Source organism: Flavobacterium qiangtangense, assembly GCF_042658345.1.
GTDB classification, from domain to species: Bacteria; Bacteroidota; Bacteroidia; order Flavobacteriales; family Flavobacteriaceae; genus Flavobacterium; species Flavobacterium qiangtangense.
This window is the reverse complement of record NZ_JBHSQB010000019.1, coordinates 45536-64655: the sequence shown is the minus strand read 5'-3', so window position 1 is coordinate 64655 and position 19120 is coordinate 45536. Positions and strand designations below refer to the sequence as shown.

The 19120-nt window shown below is 35.5% G+C and carries 19 protein-coding genes; 9 read left to right on the top strand and 10 right to left on the bottom strand.

Going from position 1 to position 19120, the window contains the following annotated elements:
- The 3 genes from ACFPVY_RS16170 to ACFPVY_RS16160 all read left to right on the top strand — a co-directional run.
- The coding region (locus ACFPVY_RS16170; protein WP_379793183.1) for a type IX secretion system membrane protein PorP/SprF at window positions 1-234 on the top strand (234 nt) is incomplete at its 5' end.
- An 11-nt stretch (window positions 235-245) separates the two neighbouring features.
- Complete coding sequence (locus tag ACFPVY_RS16165) at window positions 246-2177, top strand: OmpA family protein (RefSeq protein WP_379793182.1); 1932 nt, start codon at window positions 246-248, stop codon at window positions 2175-2177.
- Between the two features lie 313 nt (window positions 2178-2490).
- Complete coding sequence (locus ACFPVY_RS16160) at window positions 2491-3243, top strand: SDR family NAD(P)-dependent oxidoreductase (RefSeq protein ID WP_379793181.1); 753 nt, start codon at window positions 2491-2493, stop codon at window positions 3241-3243.
- 47 nt (window positions 3244-3290) lie between these two features.
- On the opposite strand, the gene ACFPVY_RS16155 is transcribed toward ACFPVY_RS16160, so the two are convergent.
- Window positions 3291-3797 carry a PPC domain-containing DNA-binding protein gene (locus tag ACFPVY_RS16155; protein ID WP_379793180.1) on the bottom strand — a complete coding sequence of 169 codons (507 nt, stop codon included), beginning with the start codon at window positions 3795-3797 and terminating at the stop codon, window positions 3291-3293.
- Window positions 3798-3872: 75 nt separating this feature from the next.
- A complete protein-coding gene (locus tag ACFPVY_RS16150; RefSeq protein WP_379793179.1) occupies window positions 3873-4466 on the bottom strand; it encodes an NAD(P)H-dependent oxidoreductase in 594 nt (197 codons plus the stop codon).
- 136 nt (window positions 4467-4602) lie between these two features.
- Here ACFPVY_RS16150 and ACFPVY_RS16145 point away from each other — a divergent pair, with 136 nt between their 5' ends.
- Window positions 4603-5463, top strand: coding sequence for a LysR family transcriptional regulator (locus tag ACFPVY_RS16145; RefSeq protein WP_379793186.1), 861 nt, complete (start codon window positions 4603-4605; stop codon window positions 5461-5463).
- A 55-nt stretch (window positions 5464-5518) separates the two neighbouring features.
- On the opposite strand, the gene ACFPVY_RS16140 is transcribed toward ACFPVY_RS16145, so the two are convergent.
- Both ACFPVY_RS16140 and ACFPVY_RS16135 read right to left on the bottom strand, forming a co-directional pair.
- Entirely contained in the window at window positions 5519-6277 is a 759-nt protein-coding gene (locus ACFPVY_RS16140) for a uroporphyrinogen-III synthase (protein ID WP_379793178.1), read from the bottom strand.
- Window positions 6278-6297: 20 nt separating this feature from the next.
- A complete protein-coding gene (locus ACFPVY_RS16135) occupies window positions 6298-6963 on the bottom strand; it encodes a DUF4271 domain-containing protein (protein WP_379793177.1) in 666 nt (221 codons plus the stop codon).
- Window positions 6964-7275: 312 nt separating this feature from the next.
- Here ACFPVY_RS16135 and ACFPVY_RS16130 point away from each other — a divergent pair, with 312 nt between their 5' ends.
- The 3 genes from ACFPVY_RS16130 to ACFPVY_RS16120 are packed head-to-tail and all read left to right on the top strand — an operon-like array spanning window position 7276 to window position 9810.
- Complete coding sequence (locus tag ACFPVY_RS16130; protein WP_379793176.1) at window positions 7276-8001, top strand: polyprenol monophosphomannose synthase; 726 nt, start codon at window positions 7276-7278, stop codon at window positions 7999-8001.
- 57 nt (window positions 8002-8058) lie between these two features.
- Window positions 8059-9399 carry a dihydroorotase gene (locus tag ACFPVY_RS16125; RefSeq protein WP_379793175.1) on the top strand — a complete coding sequence of 447 codons (1341 nt, stop codon included), beginning with the start codon at window positions 8059-8061 and terminating at the stop codon, window positions 9397-9399.
- Between the two features lie 9 nt (window positions 9400-9408).
- Entirely contained in the window at window positions 9409-9810 is a 402-nt protein-coding gene (locus ACFPVY_RS16120) for a DUF4296 domain-containing protein (protein WP_379793174.1), read from the top strand.
- Here the strand turns inward: ACFPVY_RS16120 and ACFPVY_RS16115 are convergent.
- Complete coding sequence (locus tag ACFPVY_RS16115; protein WP_379793172.1) at window positions 9804-10796, bottom strand: NAD-dependent epimerase/dehydratase family protein; 993 nt, start codon at window positions 10794-10796, stop codon at window positions 9804-9806. The two genes, ACFPVY_RS16120 and ACFPVY_RS16115, sit on opposite strands and share 7 nt — an antisense overlap.
- A 121-nt stretch (window positions 10797-10917) precedes the next feature.
- Between ACFPVY_RS16115 and ACFPVY_RS16110 the strand changes: the two genes are divergently transcribed.
- Both ACFPVY_RS16110 and tyrS read left to right on the top strand, forming a co-directional pair.
- Window positions 10918-11040, top strand: coding sequence for a hypothetical protein (locus ACFPVY_RS16110; RefSeq protein WP_379793170.1), 123 nt, complete (start codon window positions 10918-10920; stop codon window positions 11038-11040).
- A 183-nt stretch (window positions 11041-11223) separates the two neighbouring features.
- Window positions 11224-12519 carry a tyrosine--tRNA ligase gene (gene tyrS / locus ACFPVY_RS16105; protein WP_379793169.1) on the top strand — a complete coding sequence of 432 codons (1296 nt, stop codon included), beginning with the start codon at window positions 11224-11226 and terminating at the stop codon, window positions 12517-12519.
- A 67-nt stretch (window positions 12520-12586) separates the two neighbouring features.
- On the opposite strand, the gene ACFPVY_RS16100 is transcribed toward tyrS, so the two are convergent.
- From ACFPVY_RS16100 to ACFPVY_RS16080, 5 genes are all read right to left on the bottom strand, one after another.
- Window positions 12587-13567 carry a LuxE/PaaK family acyltransferase gene (locus ACFPVY_RS16100; protein ID WP_379793168.1) on the bottom strand — a complete coding sequence of 327 codons (981 nt, stop codon included), beginning with the start codon at window positions 13565-13567 and terminating at the stop codon, window positions 12587-12589.
- A gap of 128 nt (window positions 13568-13695) precedes the next feature.
- Window positions 13696-14466, bottom strand: coding sequence for a T9SS type A sorting domain-containing protein (locus ACFPVY_RS16095; RefSeq protein ID WP_379793167.1), 771 nt, complete (start codon window positions 14464-14466; stop codon window positions 13696-13698).
- 114 nt (window positions 14467-14580) lie between these two features.
- Window positions 14581-14922, bottom strand: coding sequence for a T9SS type A sorting domain-containing protein (locus tag ACFPVY_RS16090; RefSeq protein ID WP_379793166.1), 342 nt, complete (start codon window positions 14920-14922; stop codon window positions 14581-14583).
- A gap of 105 nt (window positions 14923-15027) precedes the next feature.
- A complete protein-coding gene (locus ACFPVY_RS16085) occupies window positions 15028-16167 on the bottom strand; it encodes a hypothetical protein (protein WP_379793165.1) in 1140 nt (379 codons plus the stop codon).
- 209 nt (window positions 16168-16376) lie between these two features.
- Window positions 16377-19118: a TonB-dependent receptor domain-containing protein gene (locus tag ACFPVY_RS16080; RefSeq protein ID WP_379793164.1), complete on the bottom strand. Its 2742-nt coding sequence runs from the start codon at window positions 19116-19118 to the stop codon at window positions 16377-16379.
- Window positions 19119-19120 lie beyond the last annotated feature (2 nt).

The following is a 19120-nucleotide window of genomic DNA, read 5'->3' as shown; positions in this document are numbered from 1 at the left end:
TTTTCGGGTAATTTTTTAATCAACGATAAATTTACTTTGGGGGCCGCTTACCGATGGAGTGCTGCCTGGAGTGCCATGGCAGGATTTCAGATCACCGACGGACTTTTCGTAGGATATGCTTACGATGCAGAAACAACTAAGTTGGCTAATTACAACTCAGGATCGCATGAAATTTTCCTTCGTTTTGAGCTGTTCAGCAAATATGATAAGATAATCAGCCCAAGATTCTTTTAAAAACTAAAAACATGAAAGTAAAATTAATATATGTAACGCTTTTATTTATCGCGTTTCAAGGATATTCTCAGAAAGCAAAAGTACAAAAGGCCGACAAGCAATATGAAAAATTTGCATACATCGATGCTATCAAGACTTATGAAGCAGTAGCCCAAAAAGGATACAAGTCGGTAGACGTTTTTCAAAAACTTGGAAATGCGCACTATTTTAATGGCGAGCTAGACAAAGCCAATAAGTGGTACACTGAGCTTTTTGCAATGAATGAAGAGGTCGAGCCTGAATATTATTTTCGCTACTCCCAAACCTTAAAATCGGTTGGAGATTATAAAAAAGCGAATCAAATGCTAGAGACATTTGCACAGAAAAGTGGAAACGATCTTCGTGCAAAGCAATATTCGAGTGAAAAAGATTATTTAGACGTAATTAAAGAGAATTCAGGGCGATATGTTATTGAAACTTTAGAAATCAATTCTGCCAATTCAGATTACGGGACTTCATTTTTAGGGAATAATCTTGTTTTTGCAAGTAATAGAGAAACAAAAGGCGCTACAGCAAAGATTCAAAAGTGGACAAATCAACCATTTACAAAGTTGTTTTCTGCAACCGTGGATAGCGAAGGAAAAATTGGAAGTCCAGAAGAATTCTCGAGTTCCGTTGATACAAAATTCAACGAAGCAACTCCAGTTTTTACAAACGATGGAAAAACAATGTACTTTACCAGAAATAACTTTAATAATGGCAAAAAAGGCAGAGATGCAGACCGAGTAACACTTTTAAAAATTTACAAAGCCACATTAAAGGATGGGAAATGGCAAGATATTACAGAGCTTCCCTTCAATAACGACAATTACAGCGTTGCACATCCGGCCTTGAGTCTGGATCAAAAGACACTTTATTTTGCGTCAGATATGCCGGGCACATTTGGGCAATCTGATATATTTAAGGTAAGCATTAATGCTGATAACACGTTTGGAACACCTGAAAATCTTGGCAAAACTATCAATACCGAAGGTAAAGAATCATTTCCCTTTATTTCGAATGAAAATCAGCTTTACTTTTCTTCTGATGGTCATCCGGGATTAGGCGGTTTCGACATCTTCGTTTCAAAAATTGAAGGAAAAACTTTTACTGAACCAGTTAATATTGGGGCTCCGATAAATGGCCAGATGGATGATTTTGCTTTTATGATTGATACAAAATCCCAAATAGGTTTTTTCTCTTCTAACCGACAAGATGGGCAAGGATATGATGACATCTATAAATTTAAAGAGAATAAAAAGCTTGAGTGTGAACAACTTTTGGCGGGTATCGTGACAGATTTAAAGACAGGTGAAATTTTATCAGAAGCAAAGGTTTCGTTGTATGACGAGGCTATGAAATTAATTGAAAGCGTTTTTGCTGATGCACAAGGAAACTACTCCTTCGATAAAGTAGAATGCGGAAAAGTTTACTTAGTTCGTGCTGAAAAAAGGGAGTACTTAACAAAGGAAACCAGGGTTACACTATCTGATAAATCAGGAGAAACAGATTTGCCAATTGCGCTTGAAAGAAATATTACTCCAATTGAAGAAGGTCTTGATATCGCCAAAGTATTAGGAAACATCATCATTTATTTTGACTTAGATAAATCGTTCATCCGTCCAGATGCCGCTTTAGAACTTTCAAAAATTGTTGAAGTAATGAAAGCAAATCCAACAATAAATGTAGATGTTCGCTCTCATACTGACAGCCGTCAAACGCATAAATACAACGAAGCTTTATCTGACAGGAGAGCAAAATCAACAATCGCATGGATGGTCAGAGAAGGAATCGATAAAAGTCGCTTGACAGGAAAAGGATATGGAGAAACTCAGTTGGTAAACAATTGTGCCGACGGCATTGAATGTACTGAAGCCGAACACGATTTAAATAGAAGAAGTGAATTTATTATTATCAAAAAATAATAATTTTTAACGAAAAAAAATTACTGAAAACAAATAGAAGGACGCCTGTCCTGTTTTGAGCAAAAAAATTGTGGTAGTTTTTTTGCTAGGTAATTTTTTAGGAAGATTTCTGAAATTATAGATTTGGGGAAATTAAATTTCAAAAAGGAAATCTTTCGTTAGTAAAATGGAATCGACTCTGAATCGATTCCATTTTTTTTTATTTAAAATTTGACACTTATTTCAATGTTAATCTTGTTGTAAAGTGATTTCGAAACTTCTTAAAAGCATTTGTTCTTCGTAAATTTATAAGACAAATTTTAAATTCAGAAAAATGTCACTTTTAGAAAACAAAGTAGCTTTTGTATCAGGAGCTGGTTCAGGAATCGGTCGTGCTGTTGCAGAAGCATACGCTCGCGAAGGAGCAAAAGTAGTTATATCAGATGTAAATGTAGAACATGGTGAAGAAACTGTGGTTGCAATTAAAAAAAATGGAGGCGAAGCTTTTTTTATCAAAGGAGATTCTTCGAGCGCTTCTGACAATAAAAGATTAGTTGAAGAAACGGTTGCAAAATACGGAAGATTGGATATTTCTTGTAACAACGCCGGAATGGGCGGGCCCGCAAAACCAACCGGCGAGTATGAACCAGAAGAATGGGACAAAGTTATCGCTTTAAATTTAAGCGGTCTTTTTTATGCTTGTCGTTACCAGATTGAGCAAATGGAGAAAAATGGTGGCGGAAGTATTGTCAATATAGCGTCAATTCATGGAACAGTTGCTGCGCCAAACAGCCCGGCATATACTGCCACAAAACATGGCGTAGTGGGCTTGACAAAAAATATTGCAGTAGAATACGGACAGAAAAATATCCGTTGTAATGCAGTTGGTCCCGGTTATATTGAAACAGCTTTGCTTAAAAACAATATGGATGACAACGGACTGAAAGCGATTGCTGGCAAATCTGCTATGAATCGTCTTGGAACTGCAGCTGAAATTGCAGAACTCGTGGTTTTCTTAAGCTCTGATAAATCTTCTTTTACAACCGGAAGCTATATCATTGCAGACGGCGGTTACACGGCAGTTTAATTAAGCAACATTAATAAAAAAACGCCAAGTAATGTTGGCGTTTTTTTTTATTTGCACTTGTCAATACAGAGCACGTTGGCGCCAATATCGTCTTCATGTTTTCGTTCTAAACTTTGATCGTGTACCAAAATCATAACTTCTAACGATCCAGTTCCCACGGTTCCGTCTAAAATATGGCCTCCAAAAGCGCTGAAGTTTTCATCAGTTACAACTCCGTGCGCGTGAATCGAAGGCTTTCCTTTTTGCCAAGCGATCGTGCCGTTCATGCTTGCCAATTCCATATCTTTAAATTTCTTTGGATTAAATTTCTTTTTCTTAAAATCATAATATCCAAAAGTCATAGTTACAAAACCCATTCCAGTAAAATTCGCTGACGGAATCTTTTCTTCAGTAGCAAAATTTTCTAATTCTTTCAAAATGTTGTCGCCTTGAAGCAAAACCATCAAATAGCCTTCGGGAACTTTGATATATCTTTTTTTCGATTTGTCTTGAGCGGTCATTCCGATTGTGAAGAATATCGAAAATAAGATTAGAAATAATTTTGAAAGTTTCATATTCAATATTTTACACTAAGTTATAAAAGGATTTCAAAATTTCCAACAATGATTTTCAATCTGCGAGATCTGTGTTTAGTTCAAAAACAATTTACTCAGATGTTCCTGATACAATTCTAAATCTCTGGGAACATCAGCATTTTTTTCAATGTCGTGAAAGTGCATAGTTTCTAACGGAGTCATTCCGGTAAAAGCATTCATTCTATGAAAACCGAAAAGCGCGCCTTCGTCAACGCTTTTTTCTGAGAAAAATTCTCCTGGCAAAGTGAACGCTTCTTTTGGTGCATTCCAAGATGTGGTTAGCAGATATTTTCTGCCCTGCAAAGTGCCTCCGGTTCCATAATTTGTTGCTGGATTTGATCGTGAGCGTCCGTCGCTATTATAAATTCCTTTGGAGTGACCTTCGGTGAAAACCACATCGATGTATTTTTTGAAACCGTGTGGCAGCTGAAACCACCAAATTGGCGTGTGGTAAATCACCACATCTGCCCAAACGTATTTTTCCACTTCTTCCGCAGGATCATAATCATGGTTCACATCAGTTGTTTTTACTTCAAAATCAGAATTATTTTGGAAGAAATTTAAAGTCGCAGCAGCAATTATCTCGTTGAATTTTCCTCCTGAATGACCAAATTTTTGGCCTCCGTTGATGATAAATATTTTAGTCATAATCTTTTACTTAATTTGATGAGCAAATTTACGTCAGCTTTATCTATTATTAAAATAACTTAATTCATACCTTTGTATCAGAATTATAATAGTAAAGATTATGGTAAATCTAGAATGGTAATGCACTTTTAAGGCAATCTACAAAACCGGAACTTTAACCGGTGCGGCAGAAGTGCTCTTTATTTCACAACCTGGAGTAAGCCTGCACTTAAGTTCTTTGGAAAATTATGTAGGATATAAATTATTCGACAGAACCGGAAGAAAAATGGTTCCTACGGAAAGAGGAAAAGTACTTTATAATTTTACGATTGAAGCTTTGTCGAAGTTAGAAGAAGCCGAGAAAAACTTCCAGCGAAGCACTGAAAAACATACACCAATGATCAGTATCGGGATGTGTTTTGAAACTTTCCAAATCACTTTGGAACAATATATTTCTACGCTTCCTTTTAATGTGATTATTCGTTTTGGAGAATATCCAGAAATGGTCGAAAACCTTGAAAAAGGTATTTTAGATATTATTATTACGCCACAAATGGTTCCAAAAGCTTCGATTGAATACCAGCCATTTTCTTCAGAAACTATTGTAATTGTAGGCGGAAATCAAACCGATGAAACCGAATTTGAAGTAATTGAAAGTACCAAAGATAGTGAGTTAATCGAAGCTTGGCTGAAGCAACAAAAATGGTACGGAACGACTGGCGATATGGAGCATCTTCGAAGATTTTGGCAGTTAAATTTCAATAAATATCCAGACTTTCGTCCAAATTACATTGTGCCAAATCTGAATTCTATCGTGAGATGTTTGTCAAGCGGGCAAGGCCTTGCGGTGATTCCTGATTTTTTGTGCAAGAAAGAATTAGAATCTAAACAAATAAAATTGATCTGGAAGGGGAAAGTTCCGTTAGAAAATACCTTGCATTTTGCCACACGCAAAAAAACAATTTACGCCGATGAAATCAATTTGATTAAAAAGATTTTCATCGACGAAATGGCATAAAAAAAGTCTGGAAAAAAATCCAGACTTTTTAAATTATATAGTTCGAAGTAAAGTTTTATTTTCCCTTTTCTTCTTTATTTGCTTTTGCGATATATTTCTCAAGCGCCATTGTCATCGACGGAGCTTCTGGAGAAGGCGCCATGATGTCCACTCTCAATCCGTGTTCCAAAGCTTCTTTTTGTGTTGTGCTTCCAAAAACAGCGATTCTAGTATTATTTTGCTCAAAACCTGGAAAATTCTTAAATAAAGATTTAATTCCGGTTGGGCTAAAAAATGCTAAAACGTCATAATAAACATCAGCCAAATCAGATAAATCACTCATTACGGTTTTATAAAAAGTGCCTTCTGTCCAGTTTACTTTTAAATTATTTAAAACCTGTGGAGCATCAGCATTTAATTGGTCTGAAGCCGGTAATAAAAACTTTTCGTCTTTATATTTTTTAATTAATGCAGACATATCGGCAAAATCTTTTTGGCCCACATAAATCTTTCTTTTTCTATAAACCACATATTTTTGCAGGTAAAAAGCAACTGCTTCAGACTGGCAGAAATATTTTAAATCTTCTGGAATTTTATATCTCATTTCTTCAGCAACTCTGAAAAAGTGATCCACAGAATTTTTGCTCGTTAAGATAATTGCAGTAAAGTTATTTAAGTCGATTTTTTGAGCTCTAACTTCTTTTGCGCTCACGCCCTCAACGTGAATGAAAGGTCTAAAATCAATTTTGACTTTATGCTTTTGTTGCAACTCAAAATATGGGGAATTTTCTACTTTAGGCTCTGGTTGTGATACCAAAATTGTTTTCACTTTCATATTTGACTTTTTCTTTTTTGCTACCTTTTTGTAAACCAATAATACATGAAATAATAAGGTGCTATTTCAAGTGCGCAAAGATACAAAATAAAATAAAACAACTTACTCAAAATCAAATTTTGATAAATTTTCAATGAAATAAAGTAAGTAAGTATGTTTATTAATAAAATGGCAGCAACAAGAAAATATATTAAGAAATCTATTGGTGTATCGTTATAAAACAAAATAACGTTAAGAGGCAAAATGCACAATCCAATGTAAGTTCTGTAGCTGACCTTTTGTAAATTGAATTGTTCGTTAAATTCTTCAACGTCAAAAGAAGTTGCTATAATCTTTTCAATCAAGTATTTAGACAATATGAAAATACCAAGCAAAGTAACAATTTGAATATATTGAACCCAATCTGTCTTTGAAGAAAAGCCAAAATAACTAAGTATAATCTGAATAAAAAACGCAAAAGAAATCACCTGAACCACAAAAAGCGCGATCGTAAACCAGTTCATTAAATTCGCACTGTCACGATAAATCTTAATATATTTATCGCTATAAATCAGTTTTGAAAAGTCAGCAAAACGGGTTTCAAACACCCCACGAGTCGCGGCTATAAGCACAAAAGAAAGCACAAAAAGAACGGTTGCCCAATCTTTGCTTTCTAAAATTCTTGGCTGTAAAACGATTTCTAACATTCTGCAAAATTAGTGATTTTTTATTGCTTTCATTTTCTTTTTTTTAAGAAGCTAATCCAGCCATTCGCTACAAGCTTTCTTTCAAAAATCTTTTTTTCATCGCCACAAAAGGAGCTTCTAAAGTCGCTCTTTTGCGCCGTGAAAAAATAAATTTTTGAAAAGAAAGGCTTTTCACGATGTCTGGGCTAGGGCCATAAAAATTTATAAGGCGTTTTTCTGACTCCATTTTTTTTAACAACCTTCTTATTATTATAATTTTATTAGGAAACAACAACGGTAAAAAGTTTACTTTTGTCTTGAAATTATGCAAATATGAACGACGGCGTTGTTATAATTCCTACTTATAACGAAATTGAAAATATCGAAAGTATCATCAGAACAGTCTTTTCTTTACAAAAGCCGTTTCACATCTTGATTGTTGACGATAATTCCCCAGATCACACCGCAGCAAAAGTAAAAGCGCTTCAGGAAGAATTTCCTGACCGACTTTTTATGGAAAATCGCGAAAAAAAATCCGGACTTGGCACCGCTTACGTACATGGATTTAAGTGGGCTTTGGAAAGAAATTATGAATACATTTTTGAAATGGATGCTGATTTTTCGCATAACCCAAATGATCTTGAAAAATTGTATGACGCCTGCCGTTTTGGGATTTATGATATGTCAATCGGGTCAAGATATGTGACCGGAGTAAACGTGGTAAACTGGCCGTTAAGCCGAGTTTTGCTTTCTTATTTTGCATCCGTTTATGTGAGAATGATTACCGGAATGGAAATTCAAGACACCACAGCAGGGTTTGTTTGTTATAAAAGAAAAGTTTTGCAAGAAATAAACTTGGATAAAATCAAATTTATAGGTTATGCCTTTCAGATTGAGATGAAATACAGAACTTATGCCAAAAAGTTCAAAATAGTGGAAGTGCCAATCATATTTACCGATAGAACAAAAGGACAATCAAAGATGAGTAATTCTATTATTAAGGAAGCAATTTTTGGTGTAATTGTTTTAAGAATTAAAAAAATGTTTGGCAGTTTGTAATTACCTTTGTCGAATAATACCCATATAAATTTCCCATACAAAATAATTAAGAAGAAAATGAAAAGTGTTTTAATTAAGAATGCCAAAATAGTCAATGAAGGAACTATTTTTGAAGGAGACGTTTTAATTGAAAACGAGTTTATTGTAGAAATTGCTGAAACAATCAGCGCAAAATCATCAGCAACAAAAATCATAAATGCCGAAGGAAATTACTTAATTCCAGGAATGATTGATGATCAAGTGCATTTTCGTGAACCCGGGTTGACGCACAAAGGCGATATTGCATCTGAATCAAGAGCTGCGGTTGCCGGTGGCATTACGTCGTTTATCGAAATGCCAAACACAAATCCGCAGACTGTTACCGTTGAATTATTGGAAGAAAAATTTGCAATTGCAGCCGAAAACTCAATGGCAAATTACTCTTTTATGTTCGGCGGAACCAATGATAATTTAGAAGAAATTTTAAAGGTTGATCCAAAAACTGTTGCCGGACTAAAGTTGTTTTTAGGTTCATCAACCGGAAATATGCTTGTTGATAATGAACAAGTTTTAGAGAAAATTTTCTCAAGCACTCCGTTATTGATTTCGGTTCATTGCGAAGATGAGGAAACGATCAAAAATAATCTGGCCAAATATAAAGAAGAATACGGCGACGATATTCCGATGAAGTTTCACCATTTGATCAGAAGCGAAGAAGCTTGTTATATATCTTCTTCAAAAGCAATTGAATTGGCAAAGAAAACCGGAGCGAGATTGCACGTTTTTCACCTTTCAACGGCAAAGGAAATGAGCTTGTTTACGAACAAAATTCCGTTAGAAGAAAAGAAAATTACGGCAGAAGTTTGCATTCATCACCTTTGGTTTACAAACGAAGATTATGACAAAAAAGGAACGCTGATCAAATGGAATCCGGCGGTAAAAACTCAAGCAGATAAAGATGCGCTTTGGGAAGCCTTAAATGACGGAAGAATTGACGTAATTGCAACTGATCACGCGCCTCACACTTTAGAAGAAAAGAAAAATCCATATACTTCAGCACCATCTGGAGGCCCGTTAGTGCAACATGCAGTTGTGGCATTATTTGAGGCTTTTCACCAAGGAAAAATTTCTGTGGAGAAAATCGTGGAAAAAATGGCACACAATCCTGCGAAACTTTTCAAGATCGAAAAGCGTGGTTTTATTAAGGAAGGTTATTACGCTGACGTTGTAATTGTTGACGCTGGCTTGCCTTGGAGTGTGAAAAAAGAAAATATTCTTTACAAATGTGGCTGGTCTCCGTTTGAAGGTTTTACTTTTAAATCAAGAATCACGCACACTTTTGTGAACGGAGAAATGGTTTATAACAACTTTAAAGTTAAGGACATTCGAGCTGGAAAACGATTGACTTTTGACCGTTAATATACAGGTATGAAAAAATATTTTTTGTTTCTAGTGGTGTTTTCATCTTTGGCAAGTTGCCAAAGTGATAGTGTTGAAAAACCAGATAATCTGATTCCGGAAGATAAAATGATCGACATCATTTATGACTTGTCGATTCTTCAGGCGATGCGAAATTCAAACCAGTCTGTTTTAGATTCAAATAGCATTAATCCAAATACTTACATCTATAAAAAATATAAGATTGACAGTTTGCAATTTGCTAAAAGCAATCAATATTATGCGGCAAAAAGTATTAAAGAATATGACCAATTGTATCAATCTGTAAACGATCGAATTGTGAAAAATAAAGCAGCTGTGGATACATTGCTGGCAAAACAGAAAAGAAATGACAAGAAGCTTATAAAATCAGATACATTAAAGGTTCAGTAAGTTTTTTTAATCTCAGAAATATAATTATCAATGCTCTCAAATTTAAAATTGAGGGCATTTTTTATTTTAGAATTATCAAAATTGGACTTCGTGTGCATTGCTTTTGCTGTCGCGCGAGATAGTTTTCTTTTCTGAAAAAAGAGTTTAGAAATTATCCAATCTAATCGCCAGGCAATACTTGTCATCCGCGGATTCAAATAAACCGAAGGTTCTTTTTTACCGAAAGCTTTTGCAATAGTTCGAGATAATTTTTCAAAAGGAATGATTTCTGAAACAATTGTAAACCGTTCTTTTTCGATATCGCTTTTCATCAACGAAATCATGATTTTAACGACATCGTTTACGGTTGTAAAACCTGTGGCGCCTTTGGTGTAATATTTCAGTCCTTTTTTTATTCGGGAGAAAATTTCGCTACTTCCGTTTTTCCAGAAACCTGGGCCGAGAATGATTCCTGGATTTATGATGACGGTTTTTAAGCCTTCTTCTTGGCCGCGCCAAACTTCCATTTCAGCGCCATATTTTGTGATTCCGTAGTCGCTGTGGGGTTTTTCAGGATTCCATTCAGTTTCTTCAGTGATGATGTTTTCGTGTTCCTGCAAATCTCCAAGTGCGGCGATGGAACTGACGTAACAAAGTTTTTTTACATTTTTAGCAAGGCAAAAATTGACAATATTTGCGGTTCCTTCAATATTTACTTTACGGAGTTGTTCTTCATCGTCTGGATTGAAAGAAATCACGGTAGCGCAATGATAAACGTAATCTATATTTTCAAAAGCGATTTCAAGGGACGGAATTTCGGTAATGCAACCTTGAATCCAGTTTATCTTTTCGAATAAATCAGATTGGTTTTTCCATTGAAAAAGTGCTTTGGTTTTTTGGACGTTTTCTTGCGTTTTATAGAGCGCCCGAACGTCTTCTCCGTTTTGAAGAAGGTGTAAAAGCAGGTGGGAACCTACAAGTCCGGTGGCGCCTGTGACTAGAATCATAGTTACAAAAATAAGGTAATTAGATGATAAGGTAATTAGAAAATTAACGAATTATTTTGTCATTGCGAGGAACGAGGCAATCACATTATACGACTAAGGGATTTGTGTTTTAAAGAATTTGATGGCAAATGTTATAGATTATGTGATTACTTCGTTCCTCGCAATGACGGTGACGGAGATTGGTCCAGAAGTTTACAAAAATGCGAAAAGTTTCTCAAATAGCCCCGATGGTGCCATTGTTTGAGCTCTCCCGATTTTTCATCGGGAAGCGAGTGGCTCCAGCGGGAATTGCGATGGCTGAAAATGCCTGATGTTTCGCTTCAAATAATTTTTGGGGAGATAGTCGCTTTGAATTATCAAATTATCTAATTGTCAAATTGCCCAATTTTCTAATTAAAACTATCTTTGCGCAAATTATTTTACAAAAATGAAGAATCTAGTTGAAGAATTAAAGTGGCGCGGGCTGTATGCTGACAGTATGCCGGGGACGGAAGAGCAATTGCTGAAGGAAGTGACGACGGCGTATATTGGTTTTGACCCAACGGCTGATTCGTTGCATATTGGAAGCATGGTTCAGATTATTTTGCTGGTTCATTTGAAGAATTTTGGTCATCAGCCGATTGCCTTGGTGGGCGGTGCGACTGGGATGATTGGCGACCCATCTGGGAAATCTGAGGACAGAAACTTGCTGAACGAAGAAACTTTGGCGAAAAATGTGGCAGGCATAAAAAGTGTGCTTTCTCGTTTTTTAGACTTTAATTCGACGGATAAAAATGCGCCGGTGATGGTGAATAACTATGACTGGATGAAGGAATTTTCATTCATTGATTTTGCTCGTGAGGTGGGAAAGCGCATCACGGTGAATTATATGATGGCGAAGGATTCTGTGAAAAAACGTTTCAGTGGTGAAGGCGATGGAATGTCTTTTACCGAATTTACATACCAATTGATTCAGGGTTATGATTTCTATCATTTGTATAAAAATCACAATTGTCTTTTGCAAATGGGCGGTTCTGACCAGTGGGGAAATATTACGACTGGAACGGAATTAGTGCGCAGAATGGGTGGCGAAAATTCAAAAGCATTTGCTTTGACAACGCCATTGATTACGAAGGCTGACGGTTCAAAATTTGGGAAATCAGAAGGTGGAAATATTTGGCTGGATGCTGACAAAACTTCGGTTTATAAGTTTTACCAGTTTTGGGTAAACACGACGGATGTTGATGCTGAAAAATATATCAAAATTTTTACTTTCTTGGATAAAGAAACTATTGAAGTTTTAATTGAAGAACACAAGACGGCTCCGCATTTGAGAGTTTTGCAACGTAAATTGGCAGAAGAGATTACGACTTTTGTACATTCGAAGGAAGAATTGGAAAAAGCGATTCAGGCTTCGAATATTTTGTTTGGAAATGCAACTGCTGATGATTTGAAACAATTGGATGGAGCGACTTTCTTAGAAGTTTTTGATGGCGTTCCACAAGCGGAAATTTCTAGAGAAGATCTTGAAAACGGAATTGATATCGTTTCTGTCTTGAATGAAAAATCTGGTTTCTTTAAATCGAATGGTGAAGCGAGACGCGCATTAACTGCTAACTCAATTTCTGTAAACAGAGAAAAAATAAAGGAAGATTTTATGTTAGCGGCGAACGATTTGATTAACAATGAGTTTGTGTTATTGCAGAGCGGAAAGAAGAATTATTTTATTTTGAGAGTGGTTTAATCGGTTAATTGTTTGTTGTTTAATCGTAAAGCTTGCGAATAAACAATTAAACAAATTTACGATTTTACTAAAGAACCATCAAATTACATCCTCGGATATCAGAATTATCAAAACGGCCCAATACTTCGAAAGAACTGTTGGGCTTTTTTTTGCCTAAATCTTGCGTGGCGATGAAGGAACAGGAATTAATGTTGGCTAAATCGATCACATTGATGCCACCGGTTTTTCCGTTTTCTATGTAAGTTAACGCGTCTTCAGTATCGCGGATTAAGATTTGCATCCAGTTTGGGCATTCAAAGACGCCGTGACCGAGAGAATAGGCTTGAGAAAGCAATTCTGTCATTCCATATTCTGAATGGATGGCATCAACTCCAAAACCTTTGCAGAGCAAATCGTGAAGCTCTTCTCGAATCATTTCTTTTCTTCGGCCTTTCATGCCGCCGGTTTCCATGATTATTGTGTTTTTTAATTGAAAATTTCGCTTTTCGATTAGGTCTAATAAAGCATACGTAACTCCTATTAAAATTATGTTTTCTCCAGATGAATCTAGTTCGATTAGCTTTTGAATTAGTTCATCATAATTGTTCAGGTAAAAACCGCTTTCGGGATGGTTTGATAATTTGATTAAATCGTCAACCATATAAATCAACGACGAGCCTTCACGATCTAAATAAGATGGAAGCAAGGCTAAAACGGCATAATCTTCAATGTTTCCGTAGAACTCAGAAAATGCTTTTCTATAACTTTCTTCGTATAAAGTAATATCGGTAACCAAGTGTCTGGAAGTTGTCATTCCGGTAGTTCCTGAACTTGTAAATGTTTCTTGTATTTTTTCTTCGGAAGATAAAACTTCGTGGCTTTTGAAAAATTGAATTGGCAGAAACGGAATCTGTTTCAATGATTTTACTTCGTGTTTTTCTACATTCAAGTATTGGCAGAATTCACGATAGACGACATTATTGTCATATTGGAATCGAAATACTTTTAAGGCAATTTTCTCGAACTGCTTACTGCTTGAAATGCTGAATATGTCGGCTGGTGAAATCAAAGGAAATTATTTGTGACAAAGATAATTATTAATACTAAAAAAACCTTCCAGATTTTTAAACTCTGGAAGGGTTAAAAAGAAAAAAGCTCCAACGTGAATTGGAGCTTTTAAAATATTGAGGAAACTAATTATTTGATAATCAATTTTCTTGTAGCAGTTTTGCCTTCTTCAGTGATTTTAACGATGTAAACACCAGCGTTAAGGTTTGAAACGTTAACAGTTTCAGTAGCTGTAGTTTTAACAACTTGTTTTCCTAAAACGTCAAAGATAACTACTGATTTCTCAGCGTTAGCGTTAGTTGAGATAGAGAATTTTCCGTTAGTTACTGGATTTGGGTAAATGTTTAAACCAGCGATTTGGTTTTCTTTTACGCCTAATGATAAATCTTCGACAGAAAATTGATCAAAACTTACTGTACCTCCGTTATAAGCTCTAACTGCAAAAGTAAATATTGTTACGTTTGCTGGAGCAACAACTGTAAATTCATGTTTGATCCATGTAGTAGAAGATGGTAAATATCCATTGTTGTTTCTCAATGGGTCATCAGTAGCATTTGTTGTTTGATTAATAACAGTTCCAGCAGCGTCTTTATAGTTACTCCAGATTCTTGCATCAGAATCATCACCTGATGATTTGTACCAAAAAGAGATTCTTAAATTGTGTCCAGCAGTAACCGGAACGTCTTGATAAAATCCAGTTGTAGCTGTAGCAACATATTGAACCGAATTTGTACCATCACTACCATCAGTCGCAACTAAGGTTGGCAAAGTATAAGTAGTAGGGAATCCTGCAGTCCAACCTGTAAGTCCATTGTTAAAAGTAGGATTTGTTACTAAATTTTGAGCAAAAGCACCCGATCCTAACGCAATGGTAAATAATAAAGTGTAAAGTTTTTTCATATTCTATTTTGTTTTTTGTTATAAAAATATAATGCAAAGATAGCAACAATTTATGTCAGTCAAAAATTATTGTGTAAATTTTAGGTTAAATCTGAAATTTTGTCAGATTTACAACTATTTGACAATTAGCTTTCTAGTGGCAGTTGCGTCACCTTCCTTGATTTTTATAATGTAAACCCCTGGTGAAAGTGAAGAAACATTTAATTCTTTTGAAGAAACTGTGGCTTGAAGTACTTTTTTTCCTAAAACGTCATAAATCGCAACTTCTTTTGATAATGATAATTTTGAGGAAATAAAAATCTTGCCATTGCTTACAGGATTTGGGTAAAAGTTTAATCCTTCAATGGTGGTTTCCTGCATTTTTCCGTTAGCGGAAGTCTTTGTTTCCTGGGCCGAAAGGCTTACAGAAAAAAATAAGAGGAAAAAAAGTATAGTATAAAAGTAATTTTTTGTCATTGCCTAGATTTGGATATAGTAAATATATAAAAATTATTTCAATTATTGTACCAAAAAAAATGCCCTCCGAATTGGAAGGCATTTTGTCATTTTATTTCTTGTAGATTATAGATCCATCCAATCCATCCAAGTTGGTTGTGCTGCACCTGCACCTGCACCAGTTGCTGTTGTTGTAGCGTTAAAACCAGCTGTTAGGTTACTTACAGTTGTTACGTTTGCAATGGTAACGTTGTTTAATTTGTTAGCTGTAAAGAAAGCTTGAGATTCTGCACCGTCAAAGTTGATTCCAAAACCTGAACCAGAAACTGTACTTGTGAATCCGCTGATGTAAAGGTTAGAAATTGTAGCATAAGTTCCTCTTCTTAACCAAGCTCCAGCTTCTTTAGTAACGTTTGGATTGTTTCTTCCGATAAGTGTTACGTTAGTCAAAGTTGGGTTTGAGATTGGAGCCAAAGTTGCGTTTGTAGCGCTGTTATCAGCTTCAATTCCACGGCTGTCAGCAGAGAAATTTGTTGCAGAAGATTGATCAGAATATAAGTTAGTTACAGTTCCGTTCCATCCTTCAGTCCAGTCAAATGAGTCATCTTGACATCCAATTGCAGCAAGGTTTGTAGCGTTTACTGATCCACCAAACCACTCAAATCCGTCATCAGAACCTTGGTAAACCAAGATATCATTTACTTGTGTTCCTGAACCAACAGCATAAAAAGTAACTCCGTTAAATTCAGCGTCGTCATTGATCAAGTTTCCAGAATATTCTACGATAATATGAGAAAGAACTCCAGAGTTATCAGCAGGATTTGTTCCTCCATAAGTCAAACCTGTAACTTCCGCTTGAGCGTTAACACCCAAGTTTGTAACTGCATTTCCACAGATTACTAATCCGCCCCAGTCTTGTGGTGCTGGATTTGTAGCGTTAGATGTGAAAACGATTGGGTTTGCAGCTGTACCTTGAGCCATGATTTTTGCTCCTTTTTCAACTCCTAAGAAAGCTACTTCTTCAAATTCTGTATCAGCTTCAATTCTTGTTCCAGCAGGGATTGTTAAAGTAACACCTGGCTTAACATAAGTTGAACCTCTTAATGTATAAAGTGTTCCCGCATTTAAAGTCATGTCTTGAGTAATGTTTCCAGATAAAACTCCTGTCTCTGGAACCACTGGACCATTGTTGTCGTTGTTGTCGTCACTTGAACAACCTGTAACCATTGCACCTAAAATAGCTAGGCTAAATACTAATTTTTTCATTTTCTAAAGTAATTTTGTTGTTTATATTTAGTACTGCAAATATGGAATGTATTGCCTAATCAGAAGTTATCTAAGGATTATCTAATCTTTATTTTAAAATAGAATAATTGTAAATTTAATGTTACTGGTTTCTAGGTTTCTAAAACTGAAAAGCCAAAAAAAAAGCAGTCCGAAAGACTGCTTTAATAAATTTGTATTTCAACTGATTTTTAGAACAAGCTGTATTTGATTCCTAAGCTGAAATCTAACCCAGTTTTGTATGAATATGTTGTCGTGTCACCTTCAGCATTTTCTTGATATCTCTCGATTTTGCTGTCTAAAAGGTTTTTCACATTAAAGCTGATATTCAATCGGTCACCAATTGCAGCACTTGAAATAAAGTTCAGCGTTGGGATTCCTTTTTCCATAACATTTCCTCCGGTTTGGATGTTTCCAAGAGAATAAATTCTATCGTGGAAATAATTTCCAACCAATGAAATTGTTGGTTTAAAAGTTCCTGCTTCAATTCTATATGTCAAATCTGCATTTAATAAAAGCGGTGAAGCTCCTTGTAATCCATCTTTTGCATCGTTGAAACTTACACTGATCGTATTGTTTGTTTCTTCGGCTACTTTTTCTGAATCTAATTTTTGCTCAGAATACATGTATGTAAAGTTGAAACCTGCAGAAAGATTAGATTTGTCTTCCACGTTCCAAAGGTTTTTTCTGATCTCAAATTCAATACCTGCAACAAATGCATTGTCTCCAGCATTTACAAAAGTGTTATCGTTCAATGCAGAATTTAGTCTTGTTTTGCTGATTGGGTCGATGATGTATTTTCCGAAACCAGTTACCGAAATTAATTCGTCATTATCAGGAAACATTTCCCATTTTACATCAAAATTGTAATTATCTGAAGGATTCAAGAATGCATTTCCAACAGTGCTTTCTCCAACAACTTCAAAACGGAATGGTGCTTTTTCAATAAATTGAGGCAAAGTGTACGTTTTGCTTGCCGCAACTCTCAAATTTTGTCTGTCATTCAATGCATATTTTAATGTCGCTACCGGAAGAATATACAATTCGTCAATTTTTGCATCATCAAAGTTTACGTTTGGCAGTGAAATATTTGTATCCCATTCCATTTCTTGCAAGACTTTTTCAGCTCTAACACCAATTGTATAAGTCAGTTTTTCTGAAGGAGAATACTCAAAATTCGCTAATCCAGAATGTACGCTCAAGTCAGCGTTATAAGTAAACGGTTTTAAATTTCCTGCGTTTCTTGAAGTCAAGATTCTAAAAGTATTGTTTACTGTTGATGTAGTTTGATTGTCTGCGTTCAAGAAATCGTCAATTGTATTTGGAGTTGTAAAAACAGTTCCGTTAACTCTAAAGTTGAATTGAGTTGCCTCAAAATCTCTAGATTTAATTCTTCCGTTGTAACCAAAAGTCAATTTTCCTTTATAATCTTCACCTTCGCCTTTAAAAAGTTTGTAATCAAATTGCGCTTTCGCGGCAACTTCATTTTCTTTTAAAGCTTGAAAATACCTGTTATTTGTTGATTGCGTGTTTGTATTGAAAATATATCCGTCGTTATTTTCAACCAAAGTATTTGTGATTCTGTCTGGCATGTCAGAATTTACAATTCCGTAAGAACCTCCCCAGTTTAAAGTCAATCTTTCAGAAAGTTCGTTTTTCCCTAAAAGTTGGTTCAAGAACAATTTATTTTGTTCAGTAACGGTTTGTCTTGTAAAACTGTCTGATCCGTTTTCGTTGATGAAATTAAATTCATTTACATCACTTTTTGAAGAATTTACAAAAACGCTGTTCCATTTAATTGAGTTTCCAGAATTGATTTTGTAAGCAAGATTCAACATTCCAGTTGATTTTGTTACATATTCATATTTGTTAACATTATAAAAATCCTCGATAATATTGTCGTTTGTGTTTCCAATATTTCTTTGAGAACCTTTTTTCAAATTGTATCCGTTTTCAAAAGAAGCTGTTCCAAAAACGCTCAATCTTCCGTTTTCTCCAATGTCAAAACTGTTTCCTCCAGAAATTCCGAAGTTAGCATCAACCGGATGATTTTCAGAATTTGGAGTCCATTTGTTTTCAAATTGATAAACGCTGATATTGTTAGGCTTTCTTACATTATAAAAACCAGACTTTTCAATTCCGTCAGCAGTTTTAAAATCAGAACCAAAAGCGTTGTTGTTCAAACCGCTTCCAATTTCGATATTTAATTTCCCTTTTCCGGTATGTTCTTTAGAAACGATATTGATGTTTGCGCCGCCCACATCTCCATAAGAATCTGGATAATATGTTTTGCTAACGCCAACCGACTGAATTACATCCGTAGAAAATAAATCTAAGGCAACGTTTTTATTTGTAGGCTCGTTTGAAGGCAAAGGTAATCCATTAAAGGTTGTGCTGTTATAACGGTCACCAAGTCCACGAACAAAGATTCCTGCCGTTCCATCCTGACGAGAAATTCCGGTAACTTTAGTTACTGCTGCGGCAGCGTCGCTAACACCTTTTCGTGTCAACTCTTGTGCACCGATACTTTGCGTGATAGTTACCGCTTTTTGCTGTTCCATTAAAAGAGCAGTTTCTTTTTCACGACTTTGAATCGACTCAATAACCACATCTTCTAAAGTTACACTTCCAGAACTCAAGGCTTTATTGATCGTCTTTTTTTCACCAGCTGCAATTGTGATTTTTTCTTCTTGTGAATCATATCCAAGGAAACCAAAAACCAGGGTTTGTGCACCGGCATTTACTTCAATTGTATATTTTCCGTCAAGATCCGTTTGAACGGTGTTTGTTGTTCCTTTAACTGTTACAGTCGCAAAAGGAAGCGTTTCGTTATTCAAGTCCTTATCTGTAATGACTCCAGAAATTGTACCTTTGCTTTGTGCAAATCCAAGAGTGCTAAGCAGTAAGGCGATGAATAAAAATTTAATTTTCATGT